The 22,101-nt window shown below is 61.7% G+C and carries 23 protein-coding genes and 1 pseudogene; 10 read left to right on the forward strand and 14 right to left on the reverse strand.

Annotated features, from left to right (window positions below):
* Positions 1-155 precede the first annotated feature (155 nt).
* The 3 genes from LIY45_RS18290 (at position 156) to LIY45_RS18300 (ending at position 3,276) form a co-directional block, all read left to right on the forward strand.
* Complete coding sequence (locus LIY45_RS18290) at positions 156-1,106, forward strand: AraC family transcriptional regulator (RefSeq protein ID WP_226477136.1); 951 nt, start codon at positions 156-158, stop codon at positions 1,104-1,106.
* 155 nt (positions 1,107-1,261) lie between these two features.
* Positions 1,262-2,218 carry a nucleoside-specific channel-forming protein Tsx gene (locus LIY45_RS18295; RefSeq protein WP_226477137.1) on the forward strand — a complete coding sequence of 319 codons (957 nt, stop codon included), beginning with the start codon at positions 1,262-1,264 and terminating at the stop codon, positions 2,216-2,218.
* Between the two features lie 20 nt (positions 2,219-2,238).
* Positions 2,239-3,276 carry a purine nucleoside permease gene (locus tag LIY45_RS18300; protein WP_226477138.1) on the forward strand — a complete coding sequence of 346 codons (1,038 nt, stop codon included), beginning with the start codon at positions 2,239-2,241 and terminating at the stop codon, positions 3,274-3,276.
* Positions 3,277-3,402: 126 nt separating this feature from the next.
* Here the strand turns inward: LIY45_RS18300 and LIY45_RS18305 are convergent, their stop codons facing one another.
* The 3 genes from LIY45_RS18305 to LIY45_RS18315 all read right to left on the reverse strand — a co-directional run bounded on the left by LIY45_RS18305 (position 3,403) and on the right by LIY45_RS18315 (position 5,418).
* Positions 3,403-4,362: a zinc-binding alcohol dehydrogenase family protein gene (locus LIY45_RS18305; RefSeq protein ID WP_226477139.1), complete on the reverse strand. Its 960-nt coding sequence runs from the start codon at positions 4,360-4,362 to the stop codon at positions 3,403-3,405.
* Positions 4,363-4,390: 28 nt separating this feature from the next.
* Positions 4,391-4,564 carry a DUF1427 family protein gene (locus LIY45_RS18310; protein ID WP_177070947.1) on the reverse strand — a complete coding sequence of 58 codons (174 nt, stop codon included), beginning with the start codon at positions 4,562-4,564 and terminating at the stop codon, positions 4,391-4,393.
* 89 nt (positions 4,565-4,653) lie between these two features.
* Positions 4,654-5,418, reverse strand: coding sequence for a helix-turn-helix transcriptional regulator (locus tag LIY45_RS18315; protein WP_226477140.1), 765 nt, complete (start codon positions 5,416-5,418; stop codon positions 4,654-4,656).
* A gap of 116 nt (positions 5,419-5,534) precedes the next feature.
* On the opposite strand from LIY45_RS18315, the gene LIY45_RS18320 reads away from it, so the two are divergent.
* Complete coding sequence (locus LIY45_RS18320) at positions 5,535-5,777, forward strand: DUF6555 family protein (protein ID WP_017479865.1); 243 nt, start codon at positions 5,535-5,537, stop codon at positions 5,775-5,777.
* A 12-nt stretch (positions 5,778-5,789) separates the two neighbouring features.
* A pseudogene (locus tag LIY45_RS18325) lies at positions 5,790-5,891 on the forward strand (outer membrane lipoprotein carrier protein LolA); the annotation flags it as partial.
* An 11-nt stretch (positions 5,892-5,902) separates the two neighbouring features.
* Here LIY45_RS18325 and LIY45_RS18330 read toward each other — a convergent pair.
* The 3 genes from LIY45_RS18330 to LIY45_RS18340 form a co-directional block, all read right to left on the reverse strand.
* On the reverse strand, positions 5,903-6,073 hold the full coding sequence (locus LIY45_RS18330; protein WP_008437063.1) for a metallothionein: 171 nt from the start codon (positions 6,071-6,073) through the stop codon (positions 5,903-5,905).
* A gap of 92 nt (positions 6,074-6,165) precedes the next feature.
* Positions 6,166-6,621 (reverse strand): DMT family transporter, encoded by a 456-nt coding sequence (locus LIY45_RS18335; RefSeq protein WP_003208100.1) that lies wholly within the window; start codon positions 6,619-6,621, stop codon positions 6,166-6,168.
* Positions 6,622-6,625: 4 nt separating this feature from the next.
* A complete protein-coding gene (locus LIY45_RS18340) occupies positions 6,626-7,111 on the reverse strand; it encodes a DMT family transporter (protein ID WP_026078275.1) in 486 nt (161 codons plus the stop codon).
* A 118-nt stretch (positions 7,112-7,229) separates the two neighbouring features.
* On the opposite strand from LIY45_RS18340, the gene LIY45_RS18345 reads away from it, so the two are divergent.
* Positions 7,230-8,162: a LysR family transcriptional regulator gene (locus LIY45_RS18345; protein WP_226477141.1), complete on the forward strand. Its 933-nt coding sequence runs from the start codon at positions 7,230-7,232 to the stop codon at positions 8,160-8,162.
* 1 nt (position 8,163) lies between these two features.
* On the opposite strand, the gene LIY45_RS18350 is transcribed toward LIY45_RS18345, so the two are convergent.
* The 3 genes from LIY45_RS18350 to LIY45_RS18360 form a co-directional block, all read right to left on the reverse strand.
* Positions 8,164-9,483, reverse strand: a complete 1,320-nt coding sequence (locus LIY45_RS18350; protein ID WP_226477142.1) for an Nramp family divalent metal transporter — start codon at positions 9,481-9,483, stop codon at positions 8,164-8,166.
* A 41-nt stretch (positions 9,484-9,524) separates the two neighbouring features.
* On the reverse strand, positions 9,525-11,078 hold the full coding sequence (locus LIY45_RS18355) for a DUF726 domain-containing protein (RefSeq protein WP_226477143.1): 1,554 nt from the start codon (positions 11,076-11,078) through the stop codon (positions 9,525-9,527).
* Between the two features lie 112 nt (positions 11,079-11,190).
* Entirely contained in the window at positions 11,191-11,496 is a 306-nt protein-coding gene (locus LIY45_RS18360; protein WP_226477144.1) for an XRE family transcriptional regulator, read from the reverse strand.
* A 626-nt stretch (positions 11,497-12,122) separates the two neighbouring features.
* Here LIY45_RS18360 and LIY45_RS18365 point away from each other — a divergent pair.
* Both LIY45_RS18365 and LIY45_RS18370 read left to right on the forward strand, forming a co-directional pair.
* Positions 12,123-13,931 carry a monovalent cation:proton antiporter-2 (CPA2) family protein gene (locus LIY45_RS18365; protein ID WP_226477145.1) on the forward strand — a complete coding sequence of 603 codons (1,809 nt, stop codon included), beginning with the start codon at positions 12,123-12,125 and terminating at the stop codon, positions 13,929-13,931.
* A 72-nt stretch (positions 13,932-14,003) separates the two neighbouring features.
* Positions 14,004-14,582, forward strand: a complete 579-nt coding sequence (locus LIY45_RS18370; RefSeq protein ID WP_226477146.1) for a hypothetical protein — start codon at positions 14,004-14,006, stop codon at positions 14,580-14,582.
* Positions 14,583-14,727: 145 nt separating this feature from the next.
* Here LIY45_RS18370 and LIY45_RS18375 read toward each other — a convergent pair whose 3' ends face one another.
* From LIY45_RS18375 to LIY45_RS18390, 4 genes are all read right to left on the reverse strand, one after another.
* The gene (locus LIY45_RS18375; RefSeq protein ID WP_226477147.1) at positions 14,728-15,447 is read right to left on the reverse strand and encodes a dienelactone hydrolase family protein; all 720 of its coding nucleotides are present in this window, start codon (positions 15,445-15,447) and stop codon (positions 14,728-14,730) included.
* A 12-nt stretch (positions 15,448-15,459) separates the two neighbouring features.
* Positions 15,460-16,215, reverse strand: coding sequence for a precorrin-6A synthase (deacetylating) (gene cobF / locus LIY45_RS18380; RefSeq protein WP_003208076.1), 756 nt, complete (start codon positions 16,213-16,215; stop codon positions 15,460-15,462).
* 58 nt (positions 16,216-16,273) lie between these two features.
* The gene (locus LIY45_RS18385; protein ID WP_226477148.1) at positions 16,274-16,837 is read right to left on the reverse strand and encodes a histidine phosphatase family protein; all 564 of its coding nucleotides are present in this window, start codon (positions 16,835-16,837) and stop codon (positions 16,274-16,276) included.
* A gap of 92 nt (positions 16,838-16,929) precedes the next feature.
* On the reverse strand, positions 16,930-17,484 hold the full coding sequence (locus LIY45_RS18390) for a DUF4865 family protein (protein ID WP_226477183.1): 555 nt from the start codon (positions 17,482-17,484) through the stop codon (positions 16,930-16,932).
* 92 nt (positions 17,485-17,576) lie between these two features.
* Here LIY45_RS18390 and LIY45_RS18395 point away from each other — a divergent pair, with 92 nt between their 5' ends.
* Positions 17,577-18,443, forward strand: coding sequence for a LysR family transcriptional regulator (locus tag LIY45_RS18395; protein ID WP_226477149.1), 867 nt, complete (start codon positions 17,577-17,579; stop codon positions 18,441-18,443).
* On the opposite strand, the gene LIY45_RS18400 is transcribed toward LIY45_RS18395, so the two are convergent.
* On the reverse strand, positions 18,421-20,514 hold the full coding sequence (locus tag LIY45_RS18400; RefSeq protein WP_226477150.1) for an EAL domain-containing protein: 2,094 nt from the start codon (positions 20,512-20,514) through the stop codon (positions 18,421-18,423). The genes LIY45_RS18395 and LIY45_RS18400 overlap by 23 nt on opposite strands.
* Before the next feature lie 247 nt (positions 20,515-20,761).
* Here LIY45_RS18400 and LIY45_RS18405 point away from each other — a divergent pair, with 247 nt between their 5' ends.
* A complete protein-coding gene (locus LIY45_RS18405) occupies positions 20,762-22,078 on the forward strand; it encodes a serine hydrolase (protein ID WP_226477151.1) in 1,317 nt (438 codons plus the stop codon).
* The last annotated feature ends 23 nt before the right edge of the window (positions 22,079-22,101 follow it).

The following is a 22,101-nucleotide window of genomic DNA, read 5'->3' on the forward strand; positions in this document are numbered from 1 at the left end:
CGGACAAACGACTGGCGGATGCCCGGCTGATACTTTTTTAACCGCGCCCGCCTGGATCAAAAAAGTATCAGTGGCGGGCAAAACCCGGGGTAGCGGCCACTTGCCCAAAGGGCGTATTTTGGTGCCATTCCAAAAAGCCCAAAAGGGCCAAGCCCATGCCAGCCAGCCGATCCGCCCTTTTCGAGCAGCGCCCCGCCGAGCTGGAAGTGATTCTGGCCGAGCCCGAGCATGGCTTTCGCTGGTACGAACATGACTATCCATTCGAGCTGGCCCGCTGGAACCATCACCCCGAATTTGAAATCCACCTGATCCGCCACGGCAGCGGCAAGCTGGTGGCGGGTGACTACATCGGTGCGTTTGGCGCCGGCCATGTCGCGCTGATCGGCCCCGACCTGCCCCACGACTGGATCGGCGACCTGGCACCGGGCGAATACCTGACGGGGCGCGATGTGGTGTTGCAATTCGACGGTGCCGCGCTGCTGGCCCTGCGCAACACGCTGCCTGAGCTGGGGGACCTGCAAGGCCTGTTTGACCGGGCCCGGCGCGGCCTGGAGTTCACCGGCGACACGGCACTGAAGGCCGCGCAATTGCTGGAGTCCATCGGCCCTGCCCAGGGGCTGGCGCGCCTGATTCTGTTCATCCAGTTGCTGCACACCTTGATGCAGGCACCCTCCGGGGAAGCCTATTGCCTGGCCAGTGCCTGTTACACGCCAAGCCTGGACGCCCGCAGCTCGGAGCGCATCCACAAGGCTTTCGACTACCTGATGACGGAGTTGACCGGCGACCTGCGGCTGTCGGTGATCGCCCAACGACTGGACATGAGCGAGCCGGGCTTCTCGCGGTTTTTCAAGCGCGTCACCGGCCACGGCTTTATCGACCTGATGCGCAAGTTCCGGGTGCAGCGCGCCTGCCGACTGTTGCTGCAAAGCGAAATGTCAGTGGCCGATATCTGCTTTGAAGTGGGCTACGCCAACCTCTCCAATTTCAACCGGCACTTTCGCATCGAGATGAACCAGACGCCCAGCGAGTATCGCCGGGAAACCGCGATGTACCTGTTCAACCGCAACGGTGATCAGGCGCTGCCGTTTACCAAAGCACATTTCTGATCAAAAGGCCGACTATTTCCCACTTTTCTCAATTCCTTCATGCAATTGACACAAATTGGTACAACCTGTGCAAACGTTTGCGGAACGAACTTGGCCACCAGGTTCACCTCAACCCGGAGAATCGGGCCCAACCCGCGTACGAACAGGGATTTTCAATGCAACCCACTTCCAGACGGCCCGCGTCGGCCACCCCTTTTGCTGTTTCCTTGCTACTGGCTGCCGTTACGGGAGTACTCAGCGCACCCATTTTGGCGCAGGAAAAACCCGCCGATGACTCAGCACAGGGCGAAACCCTGGCCCCGGAAGCCAGCCCCTCGAAAAAAGGCGTGTACCTGTCGGACTGGTTCAACCAGGACCTGACGGTGATCGGCAGCAAAGACATCAGCTTCGGCCCCAAACCCGCCGATGACGTGTACCTGGAGTACGAATACTTCGGCCGCAAGGGCCCGTTCGAACTGTATGGCTACGTCGACATCCCGAAGATCTTCGGCATCGGCAACAGCCATGACAAAGGCGCGTGGGACCACGGTTCCCCGGTGTTCATGGAGCACGAGCCGCGTATCTCCATCGACTACCTGGCCGGCCGCAGCCTGGCCATCGGCCCGTTCAAGGAATGGTATGTAGCGTTCGACTGGATCTACGACCACGGCAGCAACAAGGACAACCGCGCCAACACCTTGTACAGCGGCCTGGGCACCGACATCGAGACCCACTCGCGGGTCAACCTGTCGGCCAACTTCTATGGCCGTTACCAGTGGGAAAACTACGGCGCCAGCAACGAGTATTCGTGGGACGGCTACCGTGCGCAGATGAAATACATCGTGCCCATTGGCAACTTCGACAATGGGGCATCGCTGACCTACATCGGTTTCACCAACTACGATTTCGGCTCGGACCTGCACAAAGACAACCCCGCGCGCACCGCCAACGCCCTGGTTGCAACAAACGTGCTGTTGTATTCGTTCACCCACCTGCGTTTCACCCTGGTCGGCCGTTATTTCCACAACGGCGGTAACTGGGAAGACGGCAGCGAGCTGAACTTTGGCGACGGTAATTTCCGCGCCCGCTCCAACGGTTGGGGTTACTACGCCGGCGTGGGCTATCAATTCTGAGTGTGAACAAGGAGCAGTAGATGAAGACCTTTACCCGCCTTTCAATCGCCATCGGCCTGGCCGCCGGGGCGCTGTTGCCGCAGGTCGTGCTGGCCGATGCACCGGCCCCGATCAAGCCCAAGGTGATGCTGATCACCATGTTCGCCCCCGAGGCGCAGAACTGGATCGACCGCCTGGAGCTCAAGCAGGAAGTTCGCGTGCCGGGCTTGTCGGCCGAATATCCGGTGATCCGCTGCAACACCCAGGACGTGTGCCTGCTGGTGACCGGCATGGGCCAGACCAACGCCGCCGCCTCGACCCTGGCACTGGCGTTGTCGCCCAAATTCGACCTGCGCCAGAGCTACTTCCTGATTGCCGGGATTGCCGGGATCAACCCGCACCACGGCACCATCGGCACCGCCGCGTGGGCGCATTACCTGGTGGAATTCGGTACCCAGTGGGAACTGGATTCACGGGACGCACCGAAGGATTGGCCGACCGGCTATATCGGCATCAATACCAAGGGGCCGAACGAGAAGCCGCCACTGGACTACAAGACCGAAGTGTTCGAGCTCAATCCCAAGCTGCAAGCCAAGGCGTTTGCGCTGTCGCAGAAAGTCGAGCTCAGTGAAAGCAAGGCATCCACGGCCTGGCGCAAACACTATCCGTACGCGCCGGCCAATCAGCCGCCGCAGGTCACCCAGTGCGACACCCTGGCGGGCAATACCTGGTTCTCCGGGACGCGCCTGAGTGAGCGCGCCGAGGTCTGGACCAAGTTGCTGACGGACAACAAGGGCGTGTACTGCACCACCCAGCAGGAAGACAACTCCACCTACGAAGCGTTGCTGCGCGCCAGCCGCGAGGGGTTGGTGGATATCAAGCGGTTGGCGGTGGTGCGGGCCGGTTCCGACTTTGATCGGCCGTACCCGGGCTACAGCGAAGTAGACAACCTGTTGAAGTACGCAGACCAGGGCGGTTTTGTGCCGGCGCTGGAGAACCTGTACCGCACTGGTAATCCGCTGGTGCAGGCGATTCTGAAGAACTGGTCGGCGTGGGAAAAAGGCGTTCCCGAAGCCTGAATAACGATCAAATGTGGGAGCGGGCTTGCTCGCGAATACGGTGTGTCAGCCAATACATTCGGCACTGATCCACCGCTTTCGCGAGCAAGCCCGCTCCCACACAAGCCCGCGCCCACAATGAGCGGGTCAGGGCAGGAAGATAATCTTGTCTGCACTGCCCTGGTTCACTGCCTCAAAGCACTGCACACCATCGGCCAGCGACACTTCCCGCAAACCGGTCGGCAACGGCAACAAATCCTCATCGAAGAACCGCCCGAATTGCTCCAGCATCACGGCGCATTGCTCGCAGTTGTAGAGCAACGAATTGATCCCCACCACTGAACCTCCCTTGCGGTACAGCGCCAGGGCCGGCAGTTGCACGTGCCCGTCCACCGGCGCGGCAATGATTGCGATACGGCCAAAAGGTGCCAGGGCCGCCACCGCGGCCGGCAGCCAGAAGCCGGTGGTGTCAAAGATCACATCAGCGCCCGTACCGAACAGCGCGTTGACCTGCCCTCCCAGCGCTTCCGGCTGGCCCAGTAACAGCCCCTCGAAACCCTGAGCGCGCAAGGCCTCGACCTGTTCCGGCCGACGCACCGCCCCGAGTACCTGGGCCCCACGGATTTTCGCCAGGGCCAAAGCCGCACTGCCTACAGCACCATTGGCGCCAATCACCAGCAAACGCGTGCCTTTAGTGACACCACTGCGCTCAAGGGCATCCCACGCCGTGGTGTACGGCACGCCGAGACTGGCGGCCTGGGCAAAGCTCAGATGGCTGGGCTTGTGCGCCACGCCCTTGGCCGACACGGTGAGGTACTGGGCGTGGGAACCGTCAGCGAAAAAGCCCAGGTCGCGACCGGTGCCCCAGACTTCCTGGCCCACCAGCGCCTGCGGGCCGTCCACCACCACCCCGGCAAAGTCCCGCCCGGGGATGCGTGGCAACGTGGTGTAGGGAAAACGCCCGAGTACGTTCTTCACATCGCTGGGGTTCAACCCGGCCGCCTTGATCTGCACCAGGACTTCACCGGCTGCCGGCACCGGGGTGGCGACGTCGACGTAAGCGAGGGCAGCGAGATCGCCGGTGGCGGAAAATTGCAGTGCTTTCATGGCCAATATCCATCGAGGTTAAAGGGTTTCAGGAGAACCAGGCGCTGACCATCTGCCGGCCCATGGGCCAGAGCTTCTCGCCCATCAACATGCCCATCAGCCCGACCAGGGCGATGGCGGGAGGCGCGGGCGAGCGAAAGTCCAGGGCACCGTAAATCACGCCGACCAACAGGCCGATGGCCAGGGAAATCAGGTAATTCATGGAACACTCCGCAGCAAGGGTTGATGCGGTCAGTGTAGGGAAGCCAAATCCGAAGCATCGGCCAAGTGCTTCAGGATTTCGGCCAAGCCTTAGACCGGGTACTGCGACGGCGCCATGCCCAGCTCGCGACGAAACATGTCGCTGAAACTGCTCGGCGAATACCCCAGGGAACGGGCGATAGCGCTGACCGACTGGCCCTGGATCAGCTCAGCCACGGCGGTGGCCAACTGCACCTGGCGGCGCCACTCGGCAAAGCCCATGCCCAGACTGTTCTGAAACAGCCGAGCCAGGGTGCGTACGCTGGCACCGGCCGCTTCGGCGTGCTGTTCGAAAGGAATGTCCAGGGAAGGCGACGCCATCACCGCCTGGCAGGCACTCGTCAGGCGTCGGTCGGCGCCCACGGGCAAGGCAATGCGGATCGGCGAGCGCCGGGCCCGTTGCAGTTCCAGCAAGGCCAGGCCGACCACGGCCTCGTAGTAGGCCTGGCCCCCCTGGTCGCCCTGCTCCACCAGCGCCACGATCAGTTCGCGCAGCAGCCCGCCGACCTCGATCACTTGCACCTGGCTGTCCAGGGTCGCCGCCAGCGCCGGGCGCAGGTAGATGTTGCGCATCTGCAAGTCCGACACCACGCGTATCCCGTGTTCGACACCCGGCGGCAGCCACACCGCGCGCTGGGGCGGCACCACCAGCGCTTCCTGGGGTGTCTCGACCCACATCACGCCGCTCATGGCGTAAAGCAACTGGCCCCAATCGTGCTGATGGGGCTCGACGTACAACCCGCGTGGGTAGGTACGCGCCAAGGGTTGCACGGGGACGGCGTGATTGCTGAGGTCGGGCGGCGCGGCAAGGGCCATGGAGGGCACATCGTTCAAGGCTGGAAAGCCATGATAAGACCTGCGGCGGATAATCCGAGTGAATTTTTACCGCATCAGGAGGGTCACTTAACGACACAGGGAGGGTTAACGGATCCATGACTAACGCAAAACTTTTCGTGATCGACTACACGCTGCATGGCCAGCCCAAATCGTTCATCATCCGTCTGGAAAAACTCGACAACGCCGAAGCCTGGCATTGGGCGAGCTGCGACGCCGGCGTGGGGCGCATCGGGCGCTTCGCCCGGGAGCAGGTGAAGAAAACAAGCCAGCCCCAGGCCGAGAAATTCGGCATCGAAAACGTGCAGTGGCGCCGCTCGGATGCGCGCCCCACCGCCTGAAAACCGCTTGAACCTGTAGGAGCGAGCTGGCTCGCGAAGCTGGTTAACGAGAACGCGGGGCATCTGGTGCCCCGCGCCGCTCTCAGGGTTTTCGCGAGCAAGCTCGCGCCTACAGGTCGTCCGCGTCAGCCATGTGCCGACTTGGCACACTCGCACCCGGTCGCCGAAGCACAAGGCTCACCATGGGCATGATGCTCGGCACAGCCTTGGCAGCAATACCCCTTGCCATCCTTCATCACCGCGTTTTTCCCCAACTGACAATTGCAGTGGGGGCAGGCGCATGTTTTCTCTTGCATGATCAGACTCCTGTTTCGTGGTCGTCCAGATGCGGCGAACGCCGGCACCTCAAGCAGTGACTATAGGCAATCATTCAAGGTTCAAAGGCCCTTCAGTCAGCCCGACGAGCGTTGCTGCGGTACATGAACACCAGGGCCAGCGCCAGGCAAAGCATCGCCACGATCCGGCTGCCAGACAGTTCGATCGCCGGGTTGCCGAGCCAGCCAAAGTTGTCGATCAACATGCCCATGCCCAACTGCCCGACAATCACCGCCACTGTCGCCACCGCCGTGCCGACAATCGGTACCGCGCCCACCATCACCATCATGTACACCACCCCGAACAATGCGCCGGTCAGCTGCCACTTCGGCACATCCAGCAGGCTGACTGCATGGGCTGGCTCGAAGAACAGAATCAACAACCCGGTGCTGATCGCGCCCACCACAAACGTCAGCAGACTGCTGCGCAATACACCCACCGCCTGCCCGAGGCGGCCGTTGATGGCGGCCTGCACACTCAACACCGCACCGGCGGCCACCACCAACACCAACAACAGAATCAGATTCATCGCCTTAACCTCGTGCAATCAGAACAAGTGCCACCACGATCAACGCCAATGCAATCCAGCGCTCAACGTTGACCCGCTTGCGGGCGGTGCCGAACCAGCCGAAGTGGTCGATCAATACGCTCTTGCCCACCTGGCCCGACAAGATCGCGATCATGGTCATCGCGATGCCGATATGCGGTGTGGCCAGGGTCAGCACCACCACGTACATCGGCCCCAGGAAGCCGCCGATCAATTGCCAGCGCGGCAGGTCGGTCAACGCCGGGCCCTTTTGCGGGCCGCTGAACAGCAACAGCAAAAACAGGATCGCCGAGCCGACGCCGAAGATGCTCAAGGTTGCCCACAAGTGCCCCACCTGCACACCCAGCGGGCCCAGCAACCCGGCCTCCACCGACAAGCCCATGCCTGCGAAAATCACCAGCGGCAGCAACAGCAATCGAAGAAACGTCTTGGGCCTGGCCTGAGCCACACCCGCCATTGAAGAAGCCTGCATACATCACCTGCGCGTTAAAGGGAGGAACAATGACGCGCATTATCCGGTGGCGCTGCTGTGCGATAAATGGGAGCATGCCGACAACACCTTTGCGCAATACGCACAGCATGGAGTCATGATGCAGGGCTTGAACGAACTGAGTTTCAAGGCGCTTCGCCTGTTTGTCGCAGTACTGGACTACGGCAGTTTCTCCGAAGTCGCACGCCGTGAAGGGCTGGCGCCCTCCTCCATTTCCCGGCAAATCCAGTTGATGGAGCAGGCCCTTGGCCAACAGTTGCTGTACCGCCACACCCGTGCGGTCAGCCCTACGGAAGCCGGGCGTCTGCTTGGGCATCATGCGCGGTTGATGCTGGAGCAACTGGAAGTCGCCGGCCAGGCATTACAGGAACAGGAAAGCGAACCCAGCGGCCTGGTGCGGATCAATGCGCCGATGGTGTTTGGCCAGCGCCATCTATCGCCGTGGCTCGGGGAGTTGTGCCGGCGTTATCCGAAGCTGCAACTGGATATCCAGCAAACCGACACCTACGTCGACCCGCTGCAAGACGGCACCGACCTGCTGTTTCGCATCGGCGTGCTGAACGACTCCGGCATGCAGGCGCGAATCTTCGCCCCGCAGCGCTTCCGCCTTGCGGCCAGCCCCGGCTACCTGGAACGTTTCGGTACGCCCCGGCATCCGGACGAACTGGTGAACCACCAGTGCCTGGCCTACAAGGGTGTCACCGGCCAACAACGCTGGTTCTTCCGCCGCGACCAGGACGACTGGACGTCCTACAGCGTCAAGGGCCCGATCACCGGCAACCACGCCGACACCCTGACCCATGCCGCCGAGCAAGGCCTGGGGCTGGTGGTCTTCCCATCCTGGTTGATCGGCGAAGGGCTGCGTGCCGGCACGCTGCAGGCGGTGCTCACGGACTATGAAGTGGCGACAACCCTGGAGCCGCAGCAGATTGCGGCGCTGTGGCCGGGCAGTCGGCGGTTGTCGTTGAAGGTGCGGACGGTGATTGACTACTTCGTCGAGTGTTTTGGAACGGTGCCGTATTGGGACCGTTGAATCAAAACAACCACTGCCCGATCAGCCAGGCATTCGCCCCGCTGATCACCACAAACAAACTCCAAGCCAACAGCCGCGTTGGCAAACTGTTCACGAACGGCCCCATCAGACGCTTGTCACCCGTCATGCGGATCAGCGGGTACAACGCAAACGGCAACTGCAGGCTCAACACCACCTGGCTGAGGATCAGCAGCTTGCCGATGGCATCGTCCCCCATCAGCCACACCCCGAGGAACGCCGGGATCAGCGCCAGGCCACGGGTGATCAGGCGTCGCTGCCAGCAGGGAATGCGCAGGTTGAGGTAGCCTTCCATGATCACTTGCCCGGCGATGGTGCCGGTGAACGTGGAGCTCTGGCCGGAAGCCAGCAGCGCAACACCGAACAGCACACTGGCGAAGGCGCCACCTACCAGTGGGTCGAGCAGGTGGTAGGCGTCCTGGATTTCCACCACGTCGGTGTGGCCGGTCTGGTGGAAAGCGGCGGCGGCCAGTATCAGGATCGCCGCATTGACCAGCAGCGCCAGAGCCAGGGAACCGATGGTGTCGATACGCGCCAGTTTCACCGCGTCCTGGCGACTGGCCAAATCCTTGCCGAACAGGCGGGTTTGCACGATAGAGGTATGCAGGTACAGGTTATGGGGCATCACCGTGGCCCCCAGAATTCCGATGGACAGGTACAGCGGTGCGGCATCGCTGATGGCGGACAGCGACGGGGTGAACCCGCGGAACACATCCGGCCAGTAAGGCTTGATCAGCACCAGTTCGATGAAAAAACACACGCCGATGGTCGCCACCAGCGCCAGCATGATCGCTTCCAGCCGGCGGAAACCACGATTTTGCAAGGCCAGGATCAGCAACGTATCAAAGGCGGTGATGACAATCCCGGTGGTCAGCGACACCCCCAACAACAGGTGAAACGCCAAGGCGCAGCCGAGGACCTCGGCGAGGTCGGTGGCGATGATCGAGATTTCCGCGAGGATCCACTGCACGAACGACGAGCGCCGGCTGTAGCGCTCGCGGCTCAGTTGCGCCAGGTCCTTGCCGGTGGCGATGCCCAGCCGTGAGCACAGGCACTGCACCGCCATCCCCGCCAGGCTCGCCAGCAACACCACAAACAACAGGTTGTAGCCGTAGCGCGAACCGGCCTCGATGGCGGTGGCCCAGTTGCCCGGGTCCATGTAGCCGATGGAGATCAGCAAGCCGGGGCCGGCAAACATCAGCGCGCGCTTGAAAAGCGAGGCACGGGGATCAACGACGATGGAGCCGGCGACTTCCGGTGGGCAGAACGGGGCGGTAGCGATTTTGGGCAGGCTGAATTTCACGCGGGGTACCAGGCTTTCACACAAGACGTGAACGCAGCTTATCAGTCAGACGCGACGGTACGCATCACCGTTTCCCGGGGCAGATCAAATGCCTCTACCACCTGGACCACCAGATCCATCTCCTGGTTCAGTGCCTCACGCTCCAGGCGCTCGCGAATCACCCCGATCACCAGCACCGCCAGGGTGGTGATGGAATAGGCGGGGCCGGAAAAGGCCCGCACGCCGGTGACCAACAGCATTGCCGCCGCCAGCGCCTGCCCTACCACGGGAATGGCCGTGGCCGCGCCCCGGCGCAGGATAAACCCGGTCAACCCGGCCAGCGCCGTGCCGCTCAGGGCGGTGGTGGCTGAGCGTCCGACATAGAAGCGATTGAAAAAGCCCTGCTCCTTTTGCGCGGCAACCTGCAGTTCCGCCTCGAACACTTGGCGATCGGCCTGGCTGAGCTTGTCCTTGTATTGCTCGATCAGCCGCTCGGCGACCTGCAATTCCAGATCCGCCAGGGCCACCTTCTCGATCGGTTCATCAAACTTGATGCCGACCCGCTGCGCGACGTCCTGGGCGATTTCGCGATAGCTGACGCCATGACCGCGGGCCAGGTTCATAAAGGTGTCGCCGCCCATGCGCTGCAACTCGATGGCCAGCTTCAAGGGTTCGCGCACGGTGGCGTCGATCGAGGCACTGCGCTTTTGCGCCATCAGCTCGGCGAAGAACTTCAACTCCTCCGGCCGCGCCTGCACCAGCAGCGGGAACAGGTCGACATCCTCTTCGGCAAAGCGCACTTCAGGGCTGCGCTGATCGGCGCGGATCATGCCCCGGCGCTCCTGCAAGAGGTCGGTGTACTGCACCACCGTCTTCAACTGCGGCCAGTAAGCGGCATGGTCAAACGTGGCCAAGTGCACATTGGCGACCTTGGCCTTGAGCGCGGGTGTCAGCGGGATGGCGTAACGACCGATGCAGCGCTCGGTGTCGGGCTTGAGGGCCAGGGCCCAATCCTTGCTGGAGTGGCAGTTGATCACCCGCCCCTTGAGCGGCGCCGACACCTGGTCCCACGGGCTGGAGGTGCAAATCGCGCCGCCCATCAGCAACAGGTTGTTCAGCGGTAATTCACGGGCAACTTCGGGGCTTGCCAACAGGCTCTTGACCAGAATCCGCGCGCCCAGGGAATGGCCGATCAGGTTGATCTGGCGCACCTTGATCGATTCGCCGTGCAGGTAGTTGGCCAATTCGGGCAGCAGGCTTTTGGCGACCTCATCCACCCGAGCCTCCACACTTTTGTAATGGTCGAGGAAATAGGCAATCGCCTTGCCCACCCCGATGGTTGCGGCGCCCAGGCTACCGCCACCCAGCATCGAGGCAATCACATCCTTGAACGGTGCAAACAGGTTTTCCAGGAAATGCCCCGCCGGCCAGAACAGCATCAGGTTGGTGGAGCCTTCGATGGTTGCCAGCTGTCGGGAGAAATTCCCCAGTTGCTGCTGGTTGAAGAACGCCGAATAACCGTGCACGTAGAGATTGAGCACATCCCCTTGGGGCTCGCCACACAAGACAAACGTGGGCTTGCGGGTGCGGTGCATTTCATCCCACTGGTGTTGCATGTGACGGTGACTCCTGGTGACGACGAAGGGCGATAGTATCAAAGCACTGCCGGGGTAAATGTGAAAAACTGCCCGCCCGGGCAGCAAGCGCCCTCAATGCACCATGGATGACTCAGTTGGCAAAGTTTTCGATCTTTACCTGGCCATCAGGAAACGTGGCGACAATCTCCAGCTCCCCTCCCATGGCGCGAATGTAGTTACGCAGCGTGCTGATATACATGTCGGTGCGACGCTCCATTTTGGAGACTGCCGCCTGATTGATATTCAGCGCTTTGGCCAACGTATCCTGGCTCATCTGTTGCGCCTTGCGCAGTTCATGCAAAGGCATTTCTTTCAGGTGCTGCTGGAGGATGCGCTCTGCATCGGCCCGAGCTTGCGGTGTCAGGCGAGCCTGAAGCTCACTGAATTTTTTAGCCATGGTGACGGCCCTCTCTACGCAGTGTTTCCAACTGTTCGTCATACAACGTCTCAGCCAGCGGGACGTATTCGTGATAAGTCCACGCTGGCCGATACCGAGGACTGCTCCTTCGTATCCAGATCGCCCCACCAGACTCCAAATTCGTCCGTATATTCAACGTCCCAACTCATGCAAATATTCCATCCACGGAATATAAACTCAAGTGCATAACCGTAGAAACTTCAGGGGCGCACAGCCTCCCGTTTTCCCCGAAAAAATGTTTGTAGGTTATTCCCGCACAATTATCCGCCCATAAAAAAACCGCCCTTTCGGGCGGTTGAAGAGACTCGGTCTTGATCAGAAACCGAGGGAGAAACTGTTACCGACGCCGACGACGGTGACGGCACTGCTTCGAAATACCTGACCGTGGTGACAACGGATCCTGTTTGTCACAACCTTAGCCGCGTGCATAAAACTCATTGAAATAAATGGTATTAATACTTTGGCGAGTGCCGCGCAGGCACTGGAAGACCTCCCATGAGCGCGGAGGTGAACGCCCTGAGCCGCGCAAAAATTCAGATTTCACCCTGTAAAAAAGCGCTCTAATAACGCCCTGTTGATTCAGCAAAACGATCCTGGAGTCCCCAATGCCCCATGAAGGCAACCTGTTACAAGCGGCGGTTGTATTCCTGTTCGCCGCCGTACTGACCGTGCCCTTGGCCAAGCGCCTGCAGTTGGGCGCCGTGTTGGGTTATTTGCTGGCCGGCGTGATCATCGGCCCCTCGGTGCTGGGGCTGGTGGGCAACCCGCAAAGCGTCAGCCAGTTCTCCGAACTGGGGGTGGTGTTGCTGCTGTTCATCATTGGCCTGGAGTTGTCACCGAAGCGTTTGTGGGTGATGCGCAAGGCGGTGTTCGGTGTCGGCCTGGCGCAGGTGTTGCTGACGGGCACGGTGATTGGCGTGGTAGCGCTGTTCCTGTTTGGCCAGTCATGGAACAGTGCGATTGTGCTGGGCCTTGGCTTGGCGCTCTCCTCCACCGCCTTCGGCCTGCAAAGCCTGGCCGAGCGCAAGGAGCTTAACCAGCCCCACGGGCGCCTGGCCTTTGCCATCCTGTTGTTCCAGGACATCGCGGCCATCCCGCTGATCGCCATGGTGCCGCTGCTCGCCGGCAGCGATCACCCCGCCACCACCTCCCAAGGCCTGCAGCATGGCCTGGAAGTACTGGGCAGCATCGCCGTGGTGATCATCGGCGGGCGCTATCTGCTGCGACCGGTGTTTCGCATCGTGGCCAAGACCGGGCTGCGGGAAGTGTCCACGGCCACCGCGTTGCTGGTGGTGATCGGCACGGCATGGCTGATGGAGCTGGTGGGTGTGTCCATGGCCCTCGGCGCCTTCCTCGCCGGGCTGCTGCTGGCAGACTCCGAATACCGGCACGAGCTGGAATCGCAGATCGAACCGTTCAAGGGCCTGCTGCTGGGTCTGTTTTTTATCAGCGTGGGCATGGGCGCCAATATCAGCCTGTTGTTCAGTGCGCCGGTGATCGTGCTGGGCCTGACCCTGCTGCTGATCGCCATCAAATTGCCGCTGCTGTTTTGCGTGGGCCGACTGGCCGGTGACCTGAACCGTGAAAGCGCGCTGCGCCTGGGCGTGGTGCTGGCGGCCGGTGGTGAATTCGCCTTCGTGGTGTTCAAGATCGGCCGCGACCAGGGCCTGTTCGAACCGCACCTCTACGACGTCCTGGTGCTGACCATCACCCTGTCCATGGCCGTGACCCCATTGCTGCTGTTGCTCTGCCCGAAGCTGTTCAAGCCCAAGGTCAAGCCGGTGGAAGTGCCCGAGGAATACCGCGCCATCGAAAGCGATGCACCCCGGGTGGTGATCGCCGGGATGGGCCGTATGGGGCAGATCGTGGCGCGGATCCTGCGGGCGCAAAACATCTCGTTTATCGCCCTCGACACCTCAGTGGAAACCATCGAGCTGACCCGCAGCTTTGGCGGCATGCCGGTGTTCTACGGCGACCCCCAGCGCCCGGAAATCCTCCACGCGGCGAAAGTCGACCAGGCTGAATTCTTCGTGATCGCCATGGACGACCCCGAAATCAATATCAAGACCGCCGAGCTGGTGCGCAGCCTCTATCCGCACATGAAAATCATCGCCCGCGCCCGTAACCGCCAGCACGTGCACCGCCTGGTGGACCTCGACGCGTCACCGGTGCGCGAGACGTTTTACTCCAGCCTGGAAATGAGCCGCCGCACCCTGGTGGGCCTTGGTTTGACCCAGGCCCAGGCGGATGCGCGCATCAGCCGTTTCAAAAACCACGACCTGCAACTGCTGGCAGCCCAGCACGCGGTATATGACGACGCGGCCAAGGTGATGCAATCGGCCCAGGAAGCCCGGACAGAATTGGCGCGGCTGTTTGAGATGGACCGGCTCGAGGAAGAGTCCGACAAGGTGTAAGGATGGAGATGAACGATCTTGCGAAATTTCTGACAGAATACGGCGCAATTTCGTTCATCCCTGGAGAGCTTCATGGCCACCCTCAGCAAGACCGCAGCCCTCTTGGCCCTCGCGCTGGCCGCCGGCTTCGGCGCCAGCCAAGTCCTCGCCGCCAGCAAGCCTGCGGCGCAGAAAGCCGCCACCCAGACCATCTCCACCCTGGACGGCAAGTTCAGCTTCAACCTGCCCAAGTCCTACCAGGCCGACCCACTGCCGGCCGGTGATGCCGAACACGGCACGGCGGGCGCCAGCGGCACGATGTACAGCGACCAGGCCACCAAAAGCGTGATTTTTGTGGTTGAGAAACCGAGTGTCGCCGGCCTGATCAAGGACAACGACCCACAGTTCCTCGACGGTGCCGTGGCGGATTTCGTCAAGGAACAAAGCGCGGCCCTGCCGGACTTCAAGAAAGGCGCCGAAAAGAAACTCACCGTCAAGGGCCTGGCCCTGCGCCAGGTCGACAGCACCGCGACCCTGGGCGGGGGCAAGACGCTGAGTTCCACCTTCCTCACGGGCTCCGGCAGCCATCAGTTGGTGGTGCAGGCCATTTCCCGGGCGGATGACGAGAAAGGCCATGCGCTGTTGGTGAAGCAGATTACTGGCGGTAAATAACCGGTTTTAATCTGGCAATGAAAATCCAATGTGGGAGCGGGCTTGCTCGCGAAAGCGGTGTTTCAGTCAGCACATGTATTAACTGACCCACCGCTTTCGCGAGCAAGCCCGCTCCCACATTTTGACCGCGTCCACATCACCGGACTCAGCGCAGGCTCTTTTCCAGCCACTGCTTCAAGTCCAGCAACTCCGCCTCACCGACGGTATGAATCATCCCCGGGTAACCGTGGAATTCCGGTGTGAGGCCAAGCCCCTGCAACACCTCGTTGGCCCGCGTTGCCGAGTAGTAAGGCAGCGCCTGGTCCAACGTCCCGTGACCGATGAAAATCGCCAGCTTGCCCAGTCGCGCGTCCGGTTTGAGCTCAGCCTTGAGTACCGGCAGCAGGCTGCCGCTCAACGCCGCAATCCCGCGCAGGGTTTCGGGATGCCTTAGCCCGACTTCGTACGACATGATCGCGCCCTGGCTGAACCCCACCAGAAACACCCGCTCACTTTGGGTGTGATACTTGGTGGTGGCCTGGGCGACGAAGTCTTCGATCAGCTTGGCACTGCTCTGCAAGTCGGCGGTCTCGCCATCAAAATCGCCGTCGCCCGGCTTCTTGCGAAACCAACGGTAACCACCGCCCTCCACCGGCATCGGTGCCCGCGCAGACAGGTAGGTCCAGGTCGACGGCAAGCGGTCCTTGAGCCCGAACAGGTCGGCCTCGTCACTGCCATAACCGTGCAGGAAGATCACCAGGGGCTCGTTGCGGGCATCGCTTTGGGTCTGTTCCAGGTAAGGCAGCGGCAGGTCGGTGTGCACTACGTCTTCGGCCTGTGCGGCGCCGGTAAACAGCGCCAATGTCAGGGCAATCAGTTTGAGCATGGGCATCAACCTCTAGGGTTTGCGCAACAAATAGGTATCCATGATCCAGCCATTGGCCTGGCGCGCCGCCTTGCGCACCCGTTCGATCTCTTCGGCCACTTCGGCCACCTTGCCGCTGATCAGGATTTCGTCCGGCGTGCCCAGGTAGGCGCCCCAGTAGATATCCAGGTCCTGATCGGCCACGGTGCGGTAGGAATCTTCGGCGTCGAGCATGACAACCAGGGTGTCGGCATCACTCGCCTGCCCCGCCGCCAACCGGCGCCCGGTGGTGATTTCGATGGAGCGGCCAATGCGGTTCAACGGCACCTTGTGCTGGGCCGCCAAGGCCTGGACGCTGGTGATCCCGGGGATCACCTCAAACTCGAACTCGCAGCTGCCGCTGGCCAGAATCGCCTGCAGGATACGGATGGTGCTGTCGTACAGCGCCGGGTCACCCCAGGCCAGGAATGCGCCGACTTCGCCGTCGGCCATTTCTTCATTGATCATCCGCTCGAAGGTCTGCTGCTTGTCGCGGTTCAGGTCCTTCACGGCGGTGGTGTAGTCGATATCGCCACGCACCCGCTCGGGGCAATCGGCCTCGACAAAGCGGTAGGCGTGGTCGGTGATGTAGGTCTCGCAGATTTCCCGGCGCAGGTCGATCAGCTTGTCCTTGCTCTGGCCCTTGTCCATCAGGAAAAACACGTCGGTGCGGTTGAGCGCCTTGACCGCCTGCATCGTGATGTAGTCGGGGTTGCCGGCGCCAATGCCGATGATCAGGATGCGTTTCATGGGAAAGTCTTCATGGGTGTTCTCGGTGCGGGGAGCGGATTTTGCCATGTTCGGGGCGTCAGGCGTGAGTTTCCAGGCGCAGGCGCCAATGGCCGTTGAACCGCAGCTCAGTGGATGAGAGCGGCTCCACATCGATCAGGTTGAACAGCGAGGGCGGCGATTGCATGACGTGCAGCAGCGCGGCGCGGATGACAAATGGATGCGTCACCGCCAGCACATGCCCCGGCGTTTGCTCAAGGGACTGCAACCACTGCCCGACCCGCTCACACAACTGCATCACCGATTCGCCGCCGTGGGGTGCGCAGGTGCTGTCGGTCAACCAGGCCTGGAGCGCTTCGGGCTCAGCCTGTTGAACCTCATCGATCGCCAACCCTTGCCAGCGGCCGAAATCACAATCGCGCAGAGCTGTTTCAACCCAAGCCTCGGCGGCAAACAGCGCCGCCGTCTGCCGGGTCCGCGCCTCGGGGCCGCACAGCACAAGGGGTGCACGCTTGAAGCGCGGTGCCTGGGACAACGCCGCCTGCTGCCAGTCCATCTCCACCGACTCATCCAGCGCAAAGCGTGCGCGTTTCCGGGCGCGGGTGCTGGCGTGGGCAATCAGGGTCAAACGGGTGGCCTGCATGACAAATCGCTCTGGCGAAGATAGTTCAATAGCTTACAACGATCCGCACACAGGAAACCGGTAGCCGCCGAAGGATCGGCGGCTACCGGCATTCACACCCCGGGCCGCGCCAGGTAGAACACCTCGTAGCCGTTGCCCGGATGGTTCACATCCAGCGCCTTGCCCGACAAGGTAATCCGTACCAGCTTCCACGCCTGCACATCCAGCGCCAGAAACACCGCAAAATGATCACGGCTGTCGGCAAGCTGCTGATTGCGGGCTTTTTCGGTTGCCAGGATTTGCCCACGGTCCGCACTTGGCTCCAGCGCCCACTCTTCCCGGTACAGGCTCAAGGCGTTCTGCGCCGGCCCTCGCTGCACATCCAGCGGTAACCAGGACTCAATGTGCGGCCGGCCAAAACTGTCGAGGACCTTCTCAAAGCGCTCGCCGAGTAAAAAGTCCGCCGCCTGCAAAGGATCGGACCACAGATAAACCGACGAATACAGGTTGCCCACGCCCGGCCCCTGCCCCCGTTCCTGAGCGATAAACGCCTTGAACAGCAAACCCTCGGTGTGATCCCACTGCGGCCCCAGGCGGGCGGCGCGCTCGCGGATGACACCCATGTCGTAATCAGCTGGCAAGCGGTGTGAATACTGTTTGGCAAACATCATGGCGCTCCTGTTCAGATGAGTGGCCAGCTTGCGCAGCGCCCATGATTTCAGCAATATATCATCGAATATAGGTGTGATAAGGAATTGAAATGAGCGACGCACTCAAGCCGCTGGACATCGACACCGTGCAGGCCTTTGTCCTGGTGGCGGATTTCGCCAGTTTCACCCGCGCAGCCCAGGCCCTGGACACCTCACAGGCAGCCATCAGCCTCAAGCTCAAGCGCCTGGAAGACCGCCTCGGTTACCGCCTGCTGGTGCGCACACCCCGCCATGTGCGGTTGTCGCCCCAGGGCGAGCAGTTCATCGTCGCCGCTCGCGCGCTGCTCAATGCCCACGAACGGGCGTTGGGTGACATGGGCAACGGCGCACCACGAAGGCTGGTGATCGGCATCAGCGACCACGTGGCCGGGCCGGACCTGCCACTGTGGCTCAGCCGCCTGGCCGCCTATGACCCGCTGGTGATCCTGGAGGTGCGGATTGCTTCGTCCCGGGACCTGGTGGCGGCGTTCGACCGCAACGAACTGGACGCGGTGATCGTGCGCAATGAAGGCGACCGCCAGGACGGCGAAGTGTTGGTGGTGGAGCGCTTTGGCTGGTTCGCTGCACCAACCTGGCAACACACCCCCGGTACGCCGGTACGCATGGCTACCATGGCCTCGCCCTGCGGTGTGCGACAGCTGGCGGTGCGGGCGTTGGATGAAGCGCGGATTGACTGGACCGAAGTATTCGTCGGCGGCGGCGTGATGGCAGTCGGTGCGGCGGTCAGCGCCGGCCTGGGGGTGGCGGCGCTGGCCCGGCGGGTGGCGCCCGCGGGCGCTGTGGACGTGAGTGAACAGTACGGATTACCGGCGTTGCCCGTCAGTGAAATCGTGCTGCATAGTCGGATCAGCGATGGCCGCTCCCGTGAGACATTGCGGGCCTTGAGTGCGACCTTCAGAGGGGTTCTGGAGCGTTAGGTTGCATCTGCGCGTAGCGTCCGCGTACAAACTGCTCCAGCTCGTCTCCCGGCAGCGCCTTGCTGAAATACCAGCCCTGGATAATCAACTCCGAGCCTGACTGCAAAAACGCCAGTTGCTCGGCGGTTTCCACCCCTTCGACCACCACCCCGAGGTTCAACGCCTCGCAAAACCTGAGCATCCCGGTCAACACCTGGGCGCCCTTCGGATCATGTTGGGCCACTACAAAACTGCGATCGATCTTGATGAAGTCCACCGGGAACTGATGCAGATAACTCAGCGCTGAAAACCCGGTGCCGAAGTCATCGATGTACACCTTGGCACCAATCGCCTGCAGCTTCTCGATCATCTGCCGGGTGCCCTGAATATCCCCCACCAACGCATCCTCGGTGATCTCCACCGACACCTGCCCGTGGGCCTGGGCCAGTATCTCCACCAGTCGGTCACCATAGGCCGGGGTGGTCAGTGTGGCGCTGGAGATATTGATCGTCATCGGCAAGGTAAAACCGACCTTTCGCCACTTTTGATACTGGCGCACAGCCTGGGACGCCACCCACACATCCACATCGGGCATCAACCTGGCGTTGGCCAGCCATTGCAGGAACTCCCAGGGCGAATGCACCGTGCCCTCGGCATCCCGCGCGCGCATCAACGCCTCACAACCGGTGCACAGCCCGGTCAGGGTGGAAATCTGAGGTTGGAATTCGAGGTAGAACTCGTAGTCGCTGATCTGCTGGATATGGCTCAACTCGCTGACCTGGCGTGCCTGGGCCTTATGGGACGCCATCACCGGGTCCAGTTCCAGCAAGCGGCCCTTTTCTTCCAGGCCGCGAAAAGTCATGTCCAGCGACTTCAAATACACCGTGCCGCCTTCCGTGGCCTGGCGATTGATCGCCCGCACATAGGGCGCGTAAATCAGCATGCCAACCCCCAGCAACACCACCTGCAGCAACACCGCCGCGAGGTCCCCGTGGGTGCTCAAATAGGCATTGAGCAACACCGGCGCCGTAAACGGCACACTCACCACCGCAGGCGACACCCAGCCAATCTGCACCACCATCAGCGCCAGCATCGCGTTGAAGGCCGGCACCACCAGAAAGGGAATGAACAGGCGCGGGTTGAGGATGATCGGCAAGCCAAACAACAACACTTCACTGACATTGAACAACGACAGCGGCAGGCTGGCCATCGCCACCAATCGCATGGAACGGCTCTTGGAAAACAGCAGGATCGCCAGCAGCAGGCACAATGCGCCACCCGAGCCACCGATAAACGCGAAGCTGCCCAGCAAGCCGCCGTTCAATAAATACTTGACCGGCTCGCCCGCCGCCACTGCAGCGTTGTTGAGCGCGACAGCCTGATCCAGGACATCAAACAACGGCTGCATGGCGTAGACCCCATGGATCCCGAAAAACCACAGCAGTGAATTCATCAGGGTCACAAACAGACCGCTGCCATAGGGCGTTTCCAGTGCATCGAGTACCTGCGGCCCCTGAAGCTGCGCCACCTGCGGAATCTGCAACAGCAACGACAGCAAGAGCACCAGCACGAGCGCCGTGATCGCCCCCGGCACCACCATATTGAGGGTGCCCTTGAGGTTGTGCCCCACCAGGTCTTCGTTGATCAACCGGGTCCAGCGACGCCGATGCAGCCAGGCGATGGCGGGTACATTGATCAACGGGGAGGCGATGGCGATAAACAATACGAAGGTCGCCGAAGCACGGGGAAAATCCCGCAGCACAAAGGTGGCGATCACCACATGGGCCAGGCACAGGAACGCCACAGGTAGCTGCGGCAGGCGGTGCTGGATCGCAAGCATGTAACCGATGGAGGCGGCCACCAGCAGCGGGATCACCGAGCTGATCTGGTTGTGCAGACCCGCGAGGAAGGCCACCCATTGAGGGTCGAAACCCAGCACGCGGGCGCATTCGGACAGGATCAGGAAACCGGCCGACACCAGCAGGCAGGGCAGGATCCACAACAACCCCTCACGTATGGCCCGCAACGACTCGGTGCTGGCCAAGGCCGCCAGCCGCTGGGTGAAGAAAAGCTTGAACAGCGTTTGCGCCATCACCTGTCCCTCTGCACATAGCACGCGGTCCCTGATGCCAAGGTCGCAAAAACACCTGAGCCGTTGCCTTTATCGACAAGGTAACGCTACACGTCCTGATACCGCGAACGAAAGGCTTTTGCCGCCAGCGGCGCAATTATTCAGATTCGCCCCTTGGCCCTGCTGCTTGTCGATTGTCTCCGGTTGGCCCATCCTTCGGCGCACTGGCTGTTGTAAAAAACGACACGCCCTCGAACGGACTCGACTGATGCTGCGAACTCCCCCCCTGCTCACTTGCGCGCTTCTCGGCCTCATCAGCCCCTTGGCCAACGCCGCCAGCCCGACCTTCCCGGATGCACAAGCCAGCGACCCGGCCAAGCTGCAATGGATGGTCGGCGCACCGCCGCCGGCAGATCGCACCGTACGCTTTGAAGACGGCAGCTATTTCCGCTTCCCGGCCATGCGCTGGAGCGTCGCCCACTTTCGCCAATTGATGCCCACAGTGAACGTCTCCCGCGGGCTGGGTGCGCCGCTGGCGTTGCCACGCAAACTCGATCCGGGACTCGATGCAATCCCCGTGCAGCCCGTGGGTGCCACCCAGCCGTTGAGCTGGCGCCAGACCCTGGACGCCACCTACACCGATGGCATCGTGGTGATGCATCGCGGCACGGTGGTGTATGAGCGTTACTTCGGGGTGCTCAAGGACGACGGGCAACACGCGGCCATGTCGGTCACCAAATCGGTGATCGGCACACTGGGCGCGATGCTGGTGGCCGATGGCACCCTCGACCCACAGAAAAAGATCGTCGACTACGTGCCCGAACTGGGCCGCTCCGCCTTTGGCAGTGCCACCCTGCGCCAGGTGCTGGACATGACCACCGCCCTGGACTACAGCGAAGACTATGCCGACCCCAACGCCGAAGTCTGGGCCCACGCCCAGGCCGGCAACCCGCTGCCCAAACCCAAGGACTACACCGGGCCGCGCAGCTACTACGAGTTCCTGCAAACCGTAAAACAGCGCGGCGAACACGGGCGCGCCTTCGGCTACAAGACCGTCAATACCGACGTGCTGGGCTGGGTGATCGCCCGCGCGACCGGGCGCAATGTGGCGCAACTGCTCAGCGAACGCATCTGGAGCCGGCTCGGCGCCGAACAGGACGCCTACTTCACCGTCGATTCCATCGGCACACCGTTTGCCGGTGGTGGCCTGAACACCGGGCTACGGGACCTGGCCCGCTTTGCTGAAATGCTGCGCAACGGCGGGCAGTTCAACGGCCAGCAGATCGTGCCCGAAAGCGTGGTCAAGGCTATTCGCCAAGGCGGCGACAAGCAGGCGTTCGCCCAGGCCGGTTATGGCCAATTGAAGGGCTGGAGCTATCGCAACATGTGGTGGGTAACCCACAATCCCCACGGTGCCTTCATGGCCCGTGGAGTACATGGCCAGAGCATCTATATCGACCCCAAGGCCGAGATGGTGATTGTTCGTTATGCCTCCCATCCGGTGGCGGGCAATGCTGCCAATGATGGGGTGACGTTGCCGGCCTATGAGGCCATGGCGACTTTTTTGATGACCAAGCCAGACTGACCGTCTCGCTTAACGTGGAGTAA

The sequence above is a fragment of the Pseudomonas sp. MWU16-30323 genome (assembly GCF_020515595.1).
Classification (GTDB): Bacteria; Pseudomonadota; Gammaproteobacteria; order Pseudomonadales; family Pseudomonadaceae; genus Aquipseudomonas; species Aquipseudomonas yamanorum.